Origin of the sequence: Nocardioides sp. Leaf307, from assembly GCF_001423135.1 — a bacterium.
GTDB lineage: Bacteria > Actinomycetota > Actinomycetes > Propionibacteriales > Nocardioidaceae > Nocardioides > Nocardioides kribbensis.
Genome location: NZ_LMNY01000001.1, coordinates 1,723,390 through 1,739,348, shown reverse-complemented (window position 1 = coordinate 1,739,348; position 15,959 = coordinate 1,723,390). Strand labels below are relative to the sequence as shown.

The window sequence follows — 15,959 nt, the reverse complement described above, 5'->3', positions numbered from 1 at the left end:
GGCGACCGGTGGCCCCGGCCACCGCCGTGGCTCACGACCTCCGGGGCTCCCTACTTCTTGGCGGCCGTCCGCTTGGCGGCCGTCTTTTTGGCGGTCGTCCTCTTGGCGGTGGTCGCCTTGGCCGGCTTCGCGGCCCGGGCGGCGGCACGGTCGTTGGCGACCTGGGAGGCGGCCTGGCGGCGGGTGGCGCGCGCCGGGGCCGGGGCCTCCGACGCGGCGAGGCGACCACGTGGCTGTGTGGCCTCCTTGCCCTCGAGCAGCGGGCGGAGGTAGCGGCCGGTGTGGCTGGCCTCGACCGTCGCGACCTTCTCGGGCGTGCCCTCCGCGACGACCACGCCACCGCGGGACCCGCCCTCGGGGCCCATGTCGACGAGCCAGTCGGCGGTCTTGATGACGTCGAGGTTGTGCTCGATGACCAGGACGGTGTTGCCCTGGTCGACCAGGCGGCCCAGCACCAGCAGCAGCTTGCGGATGTCCTCGAAGTGCAGACCGGTGGTCGGCTCGTCGAGCACGTAGACGGTGCGGCCGGTGGAGCGCTTCTGCAGCTCCGCGGAGAGCTTGACGCGCTGCGCCTCGCCTCCCGAGAGGGTCGTCGCGGGCTGACCGAGGCGGACGTAGCCGAGCCCGACCTCCACGAGGGTCTTCATGTGGCGCGCGATGGCCGGCACGGCGGCGAAGAAGTCGACGGCCTCCTCGATCGGCATGTCGAGGACCTCGGCGATGGTCTTGCCCTTGTAGTGCACCTCGAGCGTCTCGCGGTTGTAGCGGGCCCCGTGGCAGACCTCGCACGGCACGTAGACGTCCGGCAGGAAGTTCATCTCGATCTTGATGGTGCCGTCACCGGAGCACGCCTCGCAGCGCCCGCCCTTGACGTTGAAGGAGAACCGGCCCTGGAGGTAGCCGCGCATCTTGGCCTCCGGGGTGGCGGCGAAGAGCTTGCGCACGTGGTCGAAGACGCCGGTGTAGGTGGCGGGGTTGGAGCGCGGCGTGCGGCCGATGGGCGACTGGTCGACGTGGATGACCTTGTCGACGTGCTCGAGGCCGGTGATCGCGCGGTGGCGGCCCGGGAGGGTGCGCGCGTTGTAGAGCTGCTTGGCCAGCGAGGTGTAGAGGATGTCGTTGACCAGGGTGGACTTGCCCGAGCCCGAGACGCCGGTGACGGCGACGAAGACGCCGAGCGGGAACGTCACGTCGACGTCGCGCAGGTTGTGCTCGCGGGCGCCGAGCACCTTGAGCTCGCGCCCGACCGTGCGCGGGCGACGACGGGCGGGCACCGGGATCTCACGACGACCGGAGAGGTACTGGCCGGTCATCGAGTCGGGGTGGGCGTACAGGTCCTCGACGGTGCCGCTGTGCACCACCTGGCCGCCGTGCTCGCCGGCCCCCGGACCGATGTCGACGACCCAGTCGGCGACCTTGATGGTGTCCTCGTCGTGTTCCACCACGATCAGGGTGTTGCCGAGGTCCTTGAGCCGCACGAGGGTCTCGATGAGGCGCTGGTTGTCGCGCTGGTGGAGCCCGATCGACGGCTCGTCGAGCACGTAGAGGACGCCGACGAGACCGGCGCCGATCTGGGTGGCCAGCCGGATCCGCTGCGCCTCGCCGCCCGAGAGCGACCCGGACGGTCGGTCGAGGGAGAGGTAGTCGAGCCCGACGTCGAGGAGGAACTGCAGGCGCTCCTGGATCTCCTTGAGCACCCGCTCGCCGATCTGGCGCTCGCGCGCGGAGAGCTCGAGGGAGCCGAGGAACTCCGAGGCCTCGTTGATGGGCAGGGCGCAGACGTCGGCGATGTTGCGGCCGCCGAGCAGCACGGCCATGGAGACCGGCTTGAGCCGGCTGCCGCGGCAGGTGGGGCACGGCACCTCGCGCATGAAGCCCTCGAAGCGGTCGCGACTGGTGTCGGACTCCGCCTCGCGGTGGCGGCGCTCGACGTAGCCCCGCACGCCCTCGAAGTCGGCGTAGTAGGCCCGCTCGCGCCCGTAGCGGTTGCGGGTCACGACGTGGACCTTCGTGGCGTGGCCGTCGAGCAGCGCCTTCTGCGAGCGCGCCGAGAGGTCCTCCCACGGGGTGTTGAGGTCGAAGCCGAGCTCGTCGCCCAGGGCGTCCATGAGGCGCAGGAAGTAGTCGGCGACGTGGGCGCCGGCCCAGGGCTGGATGGCGCCCTCGCCGAGGGTCGCCGAGGGGTTGGGCACGACGAGCTCGGCGTCGACCTCCAGCTTGGTGCCCAGGCCGCTGCAGGCCGGGCAGGCCCCGAAGGGCGAGTTGAACGAGAACGACCGCGGCTCGAGGTCGTCGGTGTCGATGGGGTGGTCGTTGGGGCACGCCATCTTCTCGCTGAACTTCATCTCGCGCCCGGGGTCCTTGGCGTCGAGGTCGACGAAGTCGAGCACGACCAGGCCGCCGGCCAGGCCGAGGGCGGTCTCCACGGAGTCGGTGAGGCGCCGCTTGGAGGACTCCTTCACCGCCAGCCGGTCGACGACGACCTCGATGGTGTGCTTCTTCTGCTTGTCGAGCTTCGGTCCGTCGGACAGGACGGTGTCGAGGGAGTGGGTCTCGCCGTCGATGCGGGCGCGCGAGAAGCCCTGGGTCTGCAGCTGGCGGAAGAGCTCGACGTACTCCCCCTTGCGGCCGCGCACGACCGGTGCGAGGACCTGGAAGCGCCGACCCTCCTCCAGGGACAGCACGCGGTCGACGATCTGCTGCGGGGTCTGCCGCTCGATGGGGGCGCCGCAGGTGGGGCAGTGGGGGCGCCCGGCGCGCGCGTAGAGCAGGCGGAGGTAGTCGTAGACCTCGGTGATCGTGCCGACCGTCGAGCGGGGGTTCTTCGAGGTCGACTTCTGGTCGATCGAGACCGCGGGCGAGAGGCCCTCGATGAAGTCGACGTCGGGCTTGTCCATCTGGCCCAGGAACTGGCGGGCGTAGGCCGAGAGCGACTCGACGTAGCGACGCTGGCCCTCGGCGAAGATCGTGTCGAAGGCGAGCGACGACTTGCCCGAGCCCGAGAGGCCGGTGAAGACGATCAGCGAGTCGCGGGGAAGGTCGAGCGACACGTCCTTCAGGTTGTGCTCGCGAGCACCCCGGATGATGAGCTGGTCCTGCACTGGAGTCCCGTCCTGGTGGCGTGAAGGAGTCGAACAGACGTTCGTCATGGTACGTCGGCGTCCGCCGCGGGGGCGGGTCGGCACGTCCGCTCACCATCTCACGCACCACCGACAGCGGGGCCACACCCCGATGGGCAGCGGACCCGCCCGCGCCGGGTGAGCCCGCTCACGGGTCGGACCACCCGCCGGCGCGGCAGGATGGGGACATGACCCCACCGAGCGACACCCCGGCCCCCTCGGACTACGACGGCGACGTCTCCCCCGGCGGCCCCGCCCAGACCCGCGAGCTGGCCCACCTCGTCATCACCAAGGTCGCCGTCGACCCCGAGATGTCCAACAACTGCTACCTGCTGCGCTGCCGCCACACCGGGGAGCAGGTGCTCGTCGACGCCGCCGCCGACGCCGCCACGCTGCTGGGCCTGGTCGGTGAGGCCGGCCTCGACACCGTCGTCACCACCCACCAGCACTGGGACCACCACCGCGCGCTGGCGGAGGTCGTCGCCGCCACCGGGGCCGAGGTCGTCGTCGGCACCCCCGACGCCGACGCCGTCACCGAGCAGACCGGCGTCACCGTGACCCGCCGGGTCTGGGCCGGCGACACCGTCGCGGTCGGCGACTGCACCCTGCAGGTCGTGCCGATCGCCGGCCACACCCCCGGGTCGGTCGCGCTGGTCTACGACGACCGCCCCTCCGGCGGCCGGCCCCACCTGTTCACCGGCGACTCGCTCTTCCCCGGCGGCGTGGGCAACACCTTCGGCGACGAGGCCGCCTTCGCCCAGCTCGTCGACGAGGTCGAGACCAAGCTGTTCGACGCCCTGCCCGACGACACGTGGTTCTACCCCGGCCACGGCGGCGACTCGACCCTCGGCGCCGAGCGCGCGTCGATCCCGGAGTGGCGCGCCCGGGGCTGGTGACCCGCTCGCGGCCCTCACCGCGTGGGTGGACGGTGGGTGGCGGCGTACGACGGGGCGGCAGTCGCCGGACCTGTCGTCTCCCGCGACCTCCGCCCGGTCAGCGGGCTCCAGCCACGCCCCGCACCGCAGTGCCTCCCGCCGCGGGGCCGCGCGCACGAGAAGTGGCGGCGTACGACAGGTCGGCGCCCCCTGGACCGGTCGTCTCCCGCCACTTCTGCCCGGTCGGCCGTCGGCCGGTCACCGGGCTCCAGCCACGCCCCGCGCGGCAGTGACTCCCGCCGCGGGGCGGCGCGCACGAGAAGGGGCGGCGTACGACCGGTCGGCAGCCGCCAGAGGTGTCGTCTCCCGCCGCTTCCCACGCCGATGCCCCGGGCAGCGGCCACAGACCACTCAGGAGGGCCTCCGACGCTGGCCGGCCTGCCCGAGAAGTGGCGGCGTACGACCGGTCGGCAGCCGCTGGACCTGTCGTATCCCGCCACTTCTGCCCGGTCGACCAGCGGGACGTTCACCGGGCTCCAGCCACGTCCGCCCGGCACTGCCTCCCGCCGCGGGGCGGCCCGCCCAGAAGTGGCGGCGTACGACCGGTCGCCAGCTGCCGGACCTGTCGTCTCCCGCCACTTCCGCCCGGTCGGCCACCGGGCGCGGTGAGGTCCCGTTCGGAACCGCGCTGGCCGGTCGCGGAGCAGCGACGCCACCCGGCGTGCCCGCGGCGGCGACCTGACCGCGTGGTGCCCGCCCCGCGGCGGAGCAATCGGGAGGTGCGCGGCCCGGGACCCCGGGCCGTCCGGCTCCCGGGGCGCGCCTAGGCTCGACCCCGTGATCGAGCTGCGCACGCCCACCCAGATCGAGCAGATGCGACCCGCGGGGCGCTTCGTGGCCGAGGTGCTGACCCGCCTGCGCGAGGTCGCCGACGTGGGGGTGAACCTGCTGGAGCTCGACCGGGTCGCGCACGACATGATCCGCGAGCGCGGGGCGGAGTCGTGCTACATCGACTACCACCCGTCGTTCGGCGCCTCGCCCTTCGGCAAGGTGCTCTGCACGTCGGTCAACGACGCCGTGCTCCACGGCCTGCCCCACGACTACACCCTGCGCGACGGTGACCTGCTCAGCGTCGACTTCGCCTGCGCCGTCGACGGCTGGGTCTCCGACTCCGCGCTCAGCGTCGTCGTCGGCACCCCGAGGCCGGAGGACCTGACGCTCATCGAGACCACCGAGCGGGCCCTGGCCGCGGGCATCGACGCCGCCCGCGTCGGCAACCGCGTCGGTGACATCTCGGCCGCGATCGCGGCCGTGGCCCACGAGGCCGGGCTGAGCGTCAACACCCAGTTCGGCGGTCACGGGGTGGGGCGCACCATGCACGGCGAGCCCCACATCGCCAACGACGGCCGCGCCGGTCGCGGTCTGCGGCTCAAGGCCGGTCTAGTCATCGCGATCGAGCCGTGGTTCCTCCACACGACCGACGAGATCGTCACCGACCCCGACGGCTGGACGCTGCGCAGCGCCGACGGGTCGCGCGGCGCGCACTCCGAGCACACCGTGGCCATCACCCCCGACGGGCCCCCGCTCGTGCTCACCGCGCGCGACTGACCCCCACGCCGTGCGCCGCGACCCTCCGGGCCGGCTCGGCAGCCGGGCCGGCGACGGCTCGGCGGCGGCGGCTCAGCGCCCGGGCACGTGGCCGCGCGGTGGGGCCCACTGGCCCTCGGCGCGCAGGTGCTCGTAGATCTCCAGCTCGGGGCGCAGGTGGTCCTCGAGGCGGCGCCGCAGGGCGCGGCTGAGGTCGGGCCGGCTCGTGGAGGTCGACCAGTTCTTCATGGTGACCTCGAGCGGCTCGCCGATCTTCTCGGCGATCCAGCCCTCCCACACGTCGGGGCGCTCGAGGGCGAAGAGGCGGTCGACGGCGATGTCGAGGTCGGCCGAGAGCGCGATGAAGCGGGCCTGGCGCCCCTTGAGCGCGCCCGGCGCGCCGTCGAGGTAGGCGCCCACGAAGGCGTCGAAGCTGACGTCGGCGGTGGAGTTGGCCGCGCGGGAGTTGTCGTCGTCCTGCAGCGCGGGGCGCTGGCGGTAGCGCCACCACGACTCCAGCCACGCCACCGGCTCGCGGAAGAGCGAGACCAGCTCGTAGTCGTCGCGCTGGTAGCCGCCCGTCTGGAGCACCGGCGCCATCCGGTTGGTGAAGGTGCGCGCGTTCATGTGCTTGAGGCGCGGGTTGATCCGCATCATCACCTCGGCGCGACCCATGAGGCTCGTGACGAGGGTGGTGGAGGCGCACTTGGGCATCGAGAGCATCACGAAGCCGTGGCCGGGCAGGGCGATCACGACGACGAACCTAGCCGACCCGGGCCCGCGTCAGCCCAGCCGGCGGTAGGCACCGCGGTGGAAGAGCAGCGGCGGGGCGTCCGCACCGCCGGGCCCCTCGGCGAGGGCCAGCACGCGCCCGACCACCACGTCGTGGTCACCGGCCTCGTGGACCGCGTCGATCGCGCAGTCGACGTGGGCGACCGCGCCGTCGAGTCGGGGCGCCCCGGTCGCGGGCGACGCGGTCCAGCCCACGCCCGCGAACTTGTCCACGCCGCGGCTGGCCATGCGGGTGGACAGCTCCTGCTGATGCTCGGCGAGGACGTTGACGCAGAAGCGGCCCGCCTCGCGGACGCGGGGCCACGCGCGGGAGGACCGGGCCAGCACCACCAGCACCAGCGGCGGGTCGAGGGAGACGCTGGCGAAGGACTGGCAGGTCACGCCCACGGGCCCTTCTGGGGTGGTCGCGGTGACCACGGTGAGCCCGGAGGCGAAGGAGCCGACCACGTCGCGGAAGCGACGGTCGGTGAGCGGGTAGGCCCGCCCATCGAGGTGGTACTCGGGATCGGCGTCGTCGGCGAGCCAGGCCGGGGCTCCCGGCTCCGGCTCCGTGCCTGTGCCGGGCCCGTCGTGGTCGGAGCCGGCGGAGGTCATGGCACCCACGCTAGCCAGCCCCGCGCCCGCCCCCGGCGGGTGGGTCGGGCGGCGGACCACGCGCGGCTATCCCGGCCGGCGGGCGAGCACGTAGAGCCGCTCGGTGGTCTCGCCGTGGTGGAGCAAGGGCCCGCGGTGGTACCACTCGACGTCGACCAGACCCGCGGCCCCGACCGCGGCGAGCACGCGCGCCGGCTCGTGCAGCACCAGGGCGAGGTCGACCTCGCGCTCGAGCCAGGAGTCGGTGCGGCGCACCACGGGACCCGCGGCGGAGGCCGCCTGGAGCGCCAGCACCAGGTGCCCTCCGGGCGCGAGGGGTCGCACCAGGGCGGCGACGGCGTCGTCGAGCTCGGAGGGCGCGAGGTGGATGAGGGAGTACCACGCCAGCACCGCGCCCCACCCGGGCGCCGTCGCGGGCCGCATGAGCCGCCGCAGGTCGCCGACCTCGTAGGCCCCGTCGGGGAAGCGGCGCCGGGCCTCGGCCACCATCGCCGGCGACAGGTCCACCCCCGAGGCGTCCGCGCCCAGCGAGCGCAGCAGGGCGGTGGTGTGGCCGGGCCCGCTGCCGACCTCGACGACCGGTCGGCCGTCGGCGAGCGCGACGACCCGACCCAGCAGCCACGTCTCCAGCCCGAGGGGGCCGTGGGCGCCCTCGGCGTACTCCTCGGCGAAGCGGGCGGCGTAGGGCTCGGCCAGCGCGTCGTAGGAGGCGCGGACCCGCTCGTCGCGAGCCTCGGGGCCGTCGGCGAGCACCGACTCCCGCTCGTCGGGGCCGACGGCGGCCGGCCCACCGCCCGACGTCGCGTCGGCCCCGCCCGGCCCCAGGAGGTGGGTCCACCGGCTGTCGAGCCGGCCGGAGCGCGGGGAGACCTGGCGCACCAGGGGGCGCTCCCGCGCGGCGAGGCGCAGCAGGCAGGCGTCGACGGCGTCGCGGTCGGCGAAGGGGTGGAGCCGCTCGGTGCGGGTGCGCAGCTCGCCGGGGGCCTGCACCCCCCGCAGCAGCAGCACGGTGAGCAGCGCGCGCTCGTCGGGCTCGAGGTCGAGCTCCTCCTCCAGCACCTGGTGGTACCTCAGCGTGCGACGACCGGAGTCGGACCAGACGATCCTCACCAGCCCGCGGTCCTTGAGGCCGCGCGCCACCTGCTCGACCTGCTGCTCGTCGTAGGCCACCACCGGGTCGCGGCTGGAGGTCTGGTTGCAGGCGGTGCGCAGCGCGTTGAGGGAGAGCGGGTACGACGCGGGCACCGTCACCTGCTTCTCCAGCAGCGCGCCGAGCACCCGCTGCTCCTCGGGCGAGAGCGGCTCGGGCATCGGCATGGGCCGACCCTAGCCGCGCACGACGGCCACGCCGGCCGCCCGACGCCGAGGTCGGCCCGAGCGCGGTGGGTACGGTCGGCACATGACCTGGGACGCCCTGCCTGCCGGAGTGCTCATCGACGACCCCGACGTCGTCGCGGGCTACGCCCACGACCAGTCGCGGCTCACCGAGCGCGCCACGCCGTCGGTGGTGCTCGCCCCGCGCAGCACCGCCGAGGTGCAGGCCTGCCTGCGCGCCGCCTCGGCGGCCGGCGTGGCCGTCGTGCCCCGGGGCGCCGGCAGCGGCCTGGTGGGCGGCGCCAACGCGCCGGCCGGGAGCGCCGTGCTGTCGCTGCACCGGATGGACCGCGTGCTGGAGGTCGACCCCGTCGAGCGGCTCGCGGTCGTGCAGCCGGGGGTCGTCACCGGGGACCTTCGCTCCGCCGCGGCCGGGGCCGGCCTCTTCTACCCGCCCGACCCGGGGTCGGTCGCCTTCTGCACGGTCGGCGGCAACGTCGCCACCGACGCCGGCGGCATGTGCTGCGTCAAGTACGGCGTCACCGGCGACTTCGTCGAGGCCCTGGAGGTCGTGCTCGCCGACGGCCGGGTCCTGCGCACCGGCACCCGCACGGTCAAGGGCGTGGCCGGCTACGACCTCACCAGCCTCTTCGTCGGCTCCGAGGGCACCCTGGGCGTGGTCACGGAGGTCACCGTGCGCCTGCTGCCGGCGCCCGCCGCACCGCAGACCCTCGTGGCCTCCTTCGACCGCCTCGCCTCGGCCGGCGACGCGGTGGCCCGGATCGCGGCCGCCGGGCTGACCCCCTCGCTGCTGGAGGTGCTCGACCGCACCACCGTGCGGGCCGTCGACGCCCACGCCGGCATGGGCCTCGGCGACGTCGCCGCCCTGCTGCTGGTGCAGTCCGACGACGCCGGGCCCGGGGCGGCGGCGCTGCTGGAGCAGGTGGAGGCGCACTGCACCGGCGCGGGAGCCGTCGACGTGGCGCGCAGCGACGACGCCGAGGAGGCGGCGATGCTGCTCGAGGCGCGACGCCTCGCCCTGCCCGCGCTCGAGCGCCTGGCCGCCGACCGCGGCGGCGACTGGCTGCTCGACGACGTCTGCGTGCCCCGGGCCCGGGTGGTCGACCTGATCGGCGCGGTCGAGGCCGTCGCCCACGACCTCGGCCTGACCATCGGCGTCTTCGGGCACGCCGGCGACGGCAACCTGCACCCCACGATCGTCTACGACCACACCGACCCCGACGGACGCGCGACCGCCATGCGCGCCTTCGACCGGATCACCGAGGCCGCGCTCGCGCTGGGGGGCACCATCACCGGCGAGCACGGCGTGGGCACGCTGAAGAAGCACTGGCTGACCCGCGAGCTCGACCCCGTCGCCCTCGACGTGCAGCGGGCCCTGCGGCGCGCCTTCGACCCCGCGGGCGTGCTGAGCCCCCACGCGGTGCTCTAGCCGCCCCGGGGCCCGGGCCGCCTGCCCCGGGGCCGACTGTGCGGCGCACCACCCGGGCCGCAGGAATCGTGCGCGCCGCCGACCGGTTGGGCCGGAGTCCCCTCCGGAAAGGCAGTCCCGTGAAGCACGCACTCTCGGCGGTCCGCAGAACCCCGTTCTGGGCCCAGATCGTCCTCGGCCTGGTGCTCGGCGTCGTCCTGGGCCTGGTGGCCCGCACCTGGGACGTGGCCTGGCTGGCCACGACCCTCGACACCATCGGCAGCACCTTCGTCGGCCTGCTCACCGCGGCCGTGCCGCCGCTGGTCTTCGCCGCCATCGTGGTCAGCGTGACCAACCTGCGCGAGGTCTCCAACGCCGCGCGGCTGGCCACGCAGACGCTGGTGTGGTTCGCCATCACGTCGCTGGTGGCCGTCACGATCGGCATCACGCTCGGCCTGCTCACCAACCCCGGCAGCAGCGCCGACGTCTCGGCCGCGGGCGCGACGTACGAGGGCACCAGCGGCTCGTGGCTGGACTTCCTCACCGGCCTGGTGCCGGCCAACGTGCTCGGCCTGGAGATCGAGGAGGGCGCCGCGTCCTTCAACGTGCTGCAGATCGTGGTGGTCGCCCTCGTCGTGGGCGCCGCCTCGCTGAAGGCCGGCGAGAAGGCCGAGCCGTTCCTGGGCTTCATGCGCTCGGCGCTGGCCGTCGTGCAGCAGGTCCTGTGGTGGATCATCAAGCTGGCCCCGCTCGGCACCCTCGGCCTGCTCGGCCGCGCGGTCGCCACCTACGGGTGGGACCTGGTGGCGCCGCTGGCGGTCTTCACCGTCGACGTCTACGTCGGCTGCCTGCTGGTGATGTTCGTGGTCTACCCCGTCATCCTGCGCCTGCACGGCCTGTCGCCGGTGAAGTTCTTCTCCGGCGCCTGGCCCGCGATCCAGCTCGCCTTCGTCTCGCGCTCCTCGGTGGGCACCATGCCGCTGACCCAGCAGGTGACGACGCGCAACCTCGGCGTGCCGCAGGAGTACTCCTCCTTCGCGGTGCCGCTCGGCGCGACCACCAAGATGGACGGCTGCGCGGCCATCTACCCCGCGCTGGCCGCGATCACGGTGGCGCAGATCTTCGGCATCACCCTGGGCGTGCAGGACTACCTGCTCATCGCCTTCGTCTCGGTGGTCGGCTCCGCCGCCACCGCGGGTCTCACCGGCGCCGTCGTGATGCTGACGCTGACCCTCACCACCCTGGGTCTGCCGCTTGAGGGCGTGGCGCTGCTGCTGGCCATCGACCCGATCCTCGACATGATGCGCACCGCCACCAACGTGGCCGGCCAGGCGCTCGTGCCGACCATCGTGGCCCGCCGCGAGGGCATCCTCGACGTCGACGCCTACCACGCGCCGCGTCGCGGAGCCCCCGTCGGCGACACCCCCGAGCCGGTCCGCGAGCCGGAGCCGGCCGGGGTCTGACCAGCACCCCCGGACGGCGGGTCCTCAGCGGGCGAGGTCGGTGACCTCCCCCGCGTCGGGGTCCCAGTGGCGCAGCGACGCCAGCCGCAGCTCGAGGGCCGCGTCGTGGTCGCCCAGGGCCTCCAGGGCCCGGGGCACGTCGGACCGGTCGAGGCCCCGGGCGAGGGTCAGGTGGGGCACCCAGCCGTGGTGGCGGCGCTCGGGCACGTGCACCCGCACCGCCAGCACCCGGCGCACCACGTCGTCGCTCAGCTGCACCGGGCGGGCCAGGGCCACGCGGCCGCCACCGCCGCCGAGGAGCAGGACGCCGCCGACCACGGCCGTCACCGGCAGCAGCGAGCCCAGGCGCGCCGTCGCCACGTCGAGGGCGTCGCTCGACAGCGCGGGGGCCTCCACCACGCTGACGTGGGCGGCGTTGGAGCTGCCGCGGTGGTCGAGCTGGGAGGGCAGGCCGGCGTCGCGCAGGGCCTGCCACTGCCGGCGTACGGCGACCTGGCCCGCCTCGTCGGGCAGCAGCTCGAGGGAGTGCAGCCTCGCCATCAGGCCAGCCACCTCCGGGCGCGCCGGGTGTGGGCGGCCTTGGTCGAGGAGTCCAGGCCGTCGTAGAGGGTGGCGATCATGCGCGAGCGGGGATTGCCGGCGAAGACGTCGTGGTGGTCGCGCACGAAGGTCCAGTAGAGCGCGTCCCAGTCCTCGCGCCACTCCCCCGCCGGCAGGTCCGACATCTTGCGCAGGTAGTTCGACCCCGACACGTAGGGCTTGGTGGTGATCGCCTCGCCCGCGGCGAACTGGCTCATGGCGTAGACGTTGGGCACCATCACCCAGTCGTAGGCGTCGACGAACATCTCCATGAACCACTCGTAGGCGGCGTCGGGCTCGGCGCGCAGCAGGCACATCGCGTTGCCGAGCACCATCAGGCGCTCGATGTGGTGGGCGTAGCCGTGGGCCAGCACCCGCTCCAGCACCAGGTCGACCGGAGCCAGCCCCGTACGCGCGGTCCACCAGCCCTCGGCCAGCGGCCGGGTGTGGGCCAGCCGGTTGCCGCTGCGCATGCGGCGCCCGTGGACGACGTAGGTGGCGCGCATGTACTCGCGCCAGCCGATGAGCTGGCGCACGAAGCCCTCGAGGGAGGCCAGCGGCACCTCCTCGGAGGACCCCACGTCGAGCGCCCGCTCCAGCACGTGGGCCGGGGTGACCAGCCCGATGTTCAGGCCCGGGGTCAGCAGGGCGTGGAACACCCACGGGTGCTCGCGGGAGATCGCGTCCTCGAAGGGCCCGAACTCGGTGAAGCGCTCGGCGAGGAACTCCTCCAGCATCGCCTCCGCCTCGTCGTGCGAGGTCGGCCAGGCGAAGGCCTCCGCGTCGCCGGGGGCGTCGGGGAACTCCTCGCCGACCCAGGCGATGGCGTCGGCCACGGCCGGGTGCCGCTCGGGCCCGCCGTCGGCGCCGGGCCGGGCGACCGCGGGCACGGGGTGCTGCTTGGGCAGCTTCTTGCGGTTGTCGGCGTCGAAGGACCACTGGCCCCCGACGGGCTGGTCGCCCTCGACCAGCACGTCGAGACGGCGGCGCTGCCAGGCGTAGAAGTGCTGCATGCGCGCCGTCCGACCGCCGCTGCCGACCTGCTCGGCGACGTCGGCGCGGGAGGTGAGGAAGCACGGCGTCTCCAGGACGTCCTCGGAGCGCAGCTCGTAGCCGTGGTCGGCCAGGGCGGCGGTGAGGTCGCGCGAGAGCCAGTCGTCGACCACGTCGTAGACGCTCACCCGGTCGGGGCGCAGCCGGTCGAGGCAGCCGACCAGCCGGTCGTGGCTCGTGGCGGAGGCGGAGGTCTCGACGTGCTCGACCTCGAAGCCGGCCTCGCGCAGCCGCTCGGCGAAGCGGACCATCGAGGCGCGGTGGAGCACGAGCTTCTGGGCGTGGAAGCGGTACTGGCGGAAGAGCAGGTCGTGCTCGAGGAGCACGAAGACCGTGCCGGCCGGAGCGTCGAGGTGCTCGGTGAACAGCTGGTGGGGCAGCACGAGGCGCACGTGGCGCGACGGGTCGGAGTCCGGCATGGGCCGACCCTAGGCAGCATCGCGCTGCCCGGGCTCCCCCCTCGGGCCGGACCCTGCGGCGCCGCGTGCCCGTGCCGCCCGGACCGGCGAGGGCCATACTGCCGGCCATGACCCTCCTCGACTCCTGGACCCTCGGCGAGCACGCCGCCGACGGCACGACCCACCCGACCTACCGCAAGGGCAGCGGCCCCGGGGTCGTGGTGATCCACGAGATCCCCGGGCTCACCCCGCAGGTCATCGCCTTCGGCGAGGAGGTGGTGGCCGCCGGCTTCACCGTCGTCATGCCCCACCTCTTCGGCACCCCCGAGGCCCCGGTCGGAGCCCGCTCGGTCGCCGGGGCCTTCCGCCAGGTGTGCGTGAGCCGGGAGTTCACGAAGCTCGCCACCGGGGAGACGACCCCGGTCGCCGGGTGGCTGCGCAGCCTGGCCCGCGACCTGCACGCGGAGCTGGGCGGGCCGGGCGTCGGCGCGCTGGGCATGTGCTTCACCGGGGGCTTCGCCCTGGCCATGATGGTCGACACCTCCGTCGCTGCGCCCGTGGTCTGCCAGCCCTCCGCGCCCTTCCCCGTCGGCCGCCGCCGCGCGGGCGACGTCAACCTCTCCCCCGCCGACCTCGCGGTGGTGCGCGAGCGCGTCGCGGGCGGCTGCCAGGTGCTCGGCGTGCAGTACGACGGTGACGTCGCCACCGGCACCCGATTCGAGACCCTCACCCGCGAGCTGGGCGAGGGCTTCGTGCGCATCGACCTGCCCGGACGCAAGCACGCGACCCTGACGCTGCACCGCGACCAGGGCGCGGTCGACCGCGTGCTGGGCTTCTTCGAGGAGAAGCTGCGGCCGGCCCCCTGACGAGACCCGCCCCGCGTGCGGTTACCGATCGTTAACATCGGGGCCATGCTCTTCCGGCTCCGCCAGCTCCTGACCGCGGCGCTCGTCGCCAACGCGCTGCGCCCGGTGCCGGGCTTCAGGACGGCCGTGCCGGTCTTCCTGGCCGGCTGGGGCACCAGCGAGCTCGCCCCGCACCTGCTCGCGGCCACGGTCGCCGACACCGCCCGTCACGCCCGTCGGCGCGGGCTGAGCCGCACCGGCGCGCTGCTGGCCCTCGCCAACGCCGCCGGCCTGGCCTGGATGCTGCGCACGAGCGCCCAGGCGCGTGGGGTGGCCGACCGCGCCCTGGTCGACGCCCTCGGCGTCGACTACCTCGACGAGATCGACACCGAGGTGCCCCGCGACGTGCGCGTGCCGTGGCGGCGGCTGCTCAACCCCTTCCGCGTGCGCGAGCCCGGGGTGCACGTGGAGCGCGACATCGCCTACGACGACACCCTGGGCCGGCGCGGCCTGCTCGACGTCTACACCGCCGTCGAGCGCCCCGCCGGCCTGCCCGAGGGCGGCGCACCCGTGCTGGTGCAGGTCCACGGCGGCGGCTGGACGCTGGGCGCCAAGGACACCCAGGGCATCCCGCTGATGCAGCACCTCGCCGCCCGCGGCTGGGTCTGCGTCGCCCCCAACTACCGGCTGGCCCCGCAGCACCCGTTCCCGGCGCAGATCGTCGACGTGAAGAAGGTGCTGGCGTGGGTCCACGAGCACGTCGCGGCTTACGGCGGCGACCCGTCGTACGTCGCGATCACGGGGGGCTCGGCCGGCGGCCACCTCGCCGCGCTCGCGGCCCTGACGCCCGGCGACCCCGCCTGGCAGCCCGGCTTCGAGGACGCCGACACCTCCGTGCAGGTCGCGGTGCCGCACTACGGCGTCTACGACCTGGCCGGGGCCACCGGCCTGCGCAGCGCCGTGCAGATGCGCGACCGCTTCCTCGGGCCCCGGATCCTGCGCCGGCGCTGGCGCGAGGACCCCGAGCCCTTCGAGGCCGGGTCCCCGCTGCTGCGGATCGGGCCCGAGGCCCCCGACTTCTTCGTCGTGCACGGACGCCTCGACAGCCTGGTGCAGGTCGACCAGGCCCGGCTCTTCGTCGAGGCGCTGCGCCGGACCTCGCGCCGCTCGGTCGTCTACGCCGAGCTGCCGGGGGCCCAGCACGCCTTCGACGTCCTGCCCTCGGTGCGCTCGGTGGCCGTCGTGCGCGCGGTGGACCGCTTCCTGCACTGGCACTGGGCCCGCCACCGCAGGGCGCTGGCACCGGCCGTGGCGGCGGGCGGGGAGGGCTCCCGACCCGCGTGACCCGTGACACGTCACCGATCGACGGGCACCCGTCTGACCAGGCGTCTTCACGACCTCTTCACGGGTGGCTCGACACTTCGACGTGACGAGTCAGGCGACCGGTGTCATGCTCGTGGCAGGGGGGCGGTCTTCCGCCGTGAAACGTCTGGACGAGGGAGGGCCGGCATGGCCAAGGTGTTGGTGGTCGAGGACGAGAGCGACGTGCGCGAGCTGCTGTCGACGGTGCTCGAGATGAACGGCCACGAGGTCGAGAGCGTGCCGGAGTCGTGGAACGCCATGGTCGAGGTCAGCGCCGGCTCCTTCGACCTGGTCGTGATGGACGTCAGCATGCCCGGCATGAACGGACTGGAGCTGGCCCGGCTGCTCAAGGCGCAGCCCTCGGCGGGCTCGCCGCAGATCCTCATGGTCTCGGCCCGCTCCTCGCGCGACGACATCGCCGCCGGCCTCGCCGCCGGCGCGGACGCCTACGTCACCAAGCCCTTCAGCATCGGCGACCTCAGCCGCCGCGTCGAGGACATGCTCGCCGCGGTGTGAGCCCACCGGCTCCGCGGCCCCACCGGCGCGGCG

At 74.2% G+C, this 15,959-nt stretch carries 13 protein-coding genes; 7 read left to right on the top strand and 6 right to left on the bottom strand.

Annotation, left to right across the window (positions count from 1 at the left end; translation table 11 throughout):
• Nucleotides 1-50: 50 nt before the first annotated feature.
• Entirely contained in the window at nucleotides 51-3,101 is a 3,051-nt protein-coding gene (uvrA, locus tag ASF50_RS07955) for an excinuclease ABC subunit UvrA (protein WP_056864331.1), read from the bottom strand.
• 206 nt (nucleotides 3,102-3,307) lie between these two features.
• On the opposite strand from uvrA, the gene ASF50_RS07950 reads away from it, so the two are divergent.
• Together ASF50_RS07950 and map are read left to right on the top strand one after the other, a co-directional pair.
• Nucleotides 3,308-4,015 carry an MBL fold metallo-hydrolase gene (locus tag ASF50_RS07950; RefSeq protein ID WP_056903991.1) on the top strand — a complete coding sequence of 236 codons (708 nt, stop codon included), beginning with the start codon at nucleotides 3,308-3,310 and terminating at the stop codon, nucleotides 4,013-4,015.
• Between the two features lie 816 nt (nucleotides 4,016-4,831).
• The gene (gene map / locus ASF50_RS07945) at nucleotides 4,832-5,602 is read left to right on the top strand and encodes a type I methionyl aminopeptidase (RefSeq protein ID WP_056903990.1); all 771 of its coding nucleotides are present in this window, start codon (nucleotides 4,832-4,834) and stop codon (nucleotides 5,600-5,602) included.
• A gap of 72 nt (nucleotides 5,603-5,674) precedes the next feature.
• Here the strand turns inward: map and ASF50_RS07940 are convergent, their stop codons facing one another.
• From ASF50_RS07940 to ASF50_RS07930, 3 genes are all read right to left on the bottom strand, one after another.
• Complete coding sequence (locus tag ASF50_RS07940; RefSeq protein WP_056864328.1) at nucleotides 5,675-6,334, bottom strand: hypothetical protein; 660 nt, start codon at nucleotides 6,332-6,334, stop codon at nucleotides 5,675-5,677.
• Nucleotides 6,335-6,364: 30 nt separating this feature from the next.
• Nucleotides 6,365-6,967, bottom strand: a complete 603-nt coding sequence (locus ASF50_RS07935) for a flavin reductase family protein (RefSeq protein WP_082500263.1) — start codon at nucleotides 6,965-6,967, stop codon at nucleotides 6,365-6,367.
• A 66-nt stretch (nucleotides 6,968-7,033) separates the two neighbouring features.
• Nucleotides 7,034-8,284 (bottom strand): DUF480 domain-containing protein, encoded by a 1,251-nt coding sequence (locus tag ASF50_RS07930; protein ID WP_056903989.1) that lies wholly within the window; start codon nucleotides 8,282-8,284, stop codon nucleotides 7,034-7,036.
• 82 nt (nucleotides 8,285-8,366) lie between these two features.
• On the opposite strand from ASF50_RS07930, the gene ASF50_RS07925 reads away from it, so the two are divergent.
• Both ASF50_RS07925 and ASF50_RS07920 read left to right on the top strand, forming a co-directional pair.
• On the top strand, nucleotides 8,367-9,731 hold the full coding sequence (locus ASF50_RS07925; RefSeq protein ID WP_056903988.1) for an FAD-binding oxidoreductase: 1,365 nt from the start codon (nucleotides 8,367-8,369) through the stop codon (nucleotides 9,729-9,731).
• Between the two features lie 119 nt (nucleotides 9,732-9,850).
• Nucleotides 9,851-11,173: a dicarboxylate/amino acid:cation symporter gene (locus tag ASF50_RS07920; RefSeq protein WP_056864325.1), complete on the top strand. Its 1,323-nt coding sequence runs from the start codon at nucleotides 9,851-9,853 to the stop codon at nucleotides 11,171-11,173.
• Nucleotides 11,174-11,197: 24 nt separating this feature from the next.
• Here ASF50_RS07920 and ASF50_RS07915 read toward each other — a convergent pair whose 3' ends face one another.
• Together ASF50_RS07915 and ASF50_RS07910 are read right to left on the bottom strand one after the other, a co-directional pair.
• Nucleotides 11,198-11,713 carry a 2'-5' RNA ligase family protein gene (locus ASF50_RS07915; protein WP_056903987.1) on the bottom strand — a complete coding sequence of 172 codons (516 nt, stop codon included), beginning with the start codon at nucleotides 11,711-11,713 and terminating at the stop codon, nucleotides 11,198-11,200.
• The gene (locus ASF50_RS07910; protein ID WP_056903986.1) at nucleotides 11,713-13,224 is read right to left on the bottom strand and encodes a cryptochrome/photolyase family protein; all 1,512 of its coding nucleotides are present in this window, start codon (nucleotides 13,222-13,224) and stop codon (nucleotides 11,713-11,715) included. The genes ASF50_RS07915 and ASF50_RS07910 overlap by 1 nt, the downstream gene beginning before the upstream one ends.
• A gap of 107 nt (nucleotides 13,225-13,331) precedes the next feature.
• Between ASF50_RS07910 and ASF50_RS07905 the strand changes: the two genes are divergently transcribed.
• The 3 genes from ASF50_RS07905 (at nucleotide 13,332) to ASF50_RS07895 (ending at nucleotide 15,926) form a co-directional block, all read left to right on the top strand.
• Nucleotides 13,332-14,069 carry a dienelactone hydrolase family protein gene (locus tag ASF50_RS07905; RefSeq protein ID WP_056903985.1) on the top strand — a complete coding sequence of 246 codons (738 nt, stop codon included), beginning with the start codon at nucleotides 13,332-13,334 and terminating at the stop codon, nucleotides 14,067-14,069.
• Nucleotides 14,070-14,114: 45 nt separating this feature from the next.
• Nucleotides 14,115-15,392, top strand: a complete 1,278-nt coding sequence (locus tag ASF50_RS07900; RefSeq protein WP_056903984.1) for an alpha/beta hydrolase — start codon at nucleotides 14,115-14,117, stop codon at nucleotides 15,390-15,392.
• Nucleotides 15,393-15,557: 165 nt separating this feature from the next.
• Complete coding sequence (locus ASF50_RS07895; protein ID WP_056864320.1) at nucleotides 15,558-15,926, top strand: response regulator; 369 nt, start codon at nucleotides 15,558-15,560, stop codon at nucleotides 15,924-15,926.
• Nucleotides 15,927-15,959 lie beyond the last annotated feature (33 nt).

Coding starts and splice junctions, on each gene's coding strand:
- ASF50_RS07950 (WP_056903991.1), top strand. CDS start 3,308: ATGACCCCACCGAGCGACACCCCGGCCCCCTCGGACTACGACGGCGAC.
- ASF50_RS07935 (WP_082500263.1), bottom strand. CDS start 6,967: ATGACCTCCGCCGGCTCCGACCACGACGGGCCCGGCACAGGCACGGAG.
- ASF50_RS07930 (WP_056903989.1), bottom strand. CDS start 8,284: ATGCCGATGCCCGAGCCGCTCTCGCCCGAGGAGCAGCGGGTGCTCGGC.
- ASF50_RS07925 (WP_056903988.1), top strand. CDS start 8,367: ATGACCTGGGACGCCCTGCCTGCCGGAGTGCTCATCGACGACCCCGAC.
- ASF50_RS07915 (WP_056903987.1), bottom strand. CDS start 11,713: ATGGCGAGGCTGCACTCCCTCGAGCTGCTGCCCGACGAGGCGGGCCAG.
- ASF50_RS07910 (WP_056903986.1), bottom strand. CDS start 13,224: ATGCCGGACTCCGACCCGTCGCGCCACGTGCGCCTCGTGCTGCCCCAC.
- ASF50_RS07905 (WP_056903985.1), top strand. CDS start 13,332: ATGACCCTCCTCGACTCCTGGACCCTCGGCGAGCACGCCGCCGACGGC.
- ASF50_RS07900 (WP_056903984.1), top strand. CDS start 14,115: ATGCTCTTCCGGCTCCGCCAGCTCCTGACCGCGGCGCTCGTCGCCAAC.
- ASF50_RS07895 (WP_056864320.1), top strand. CDS start 15,558: ATGGCCAAGGTGTTGGTGGTCGAGGACGAGAGCGACGTGCGCGAGCTG.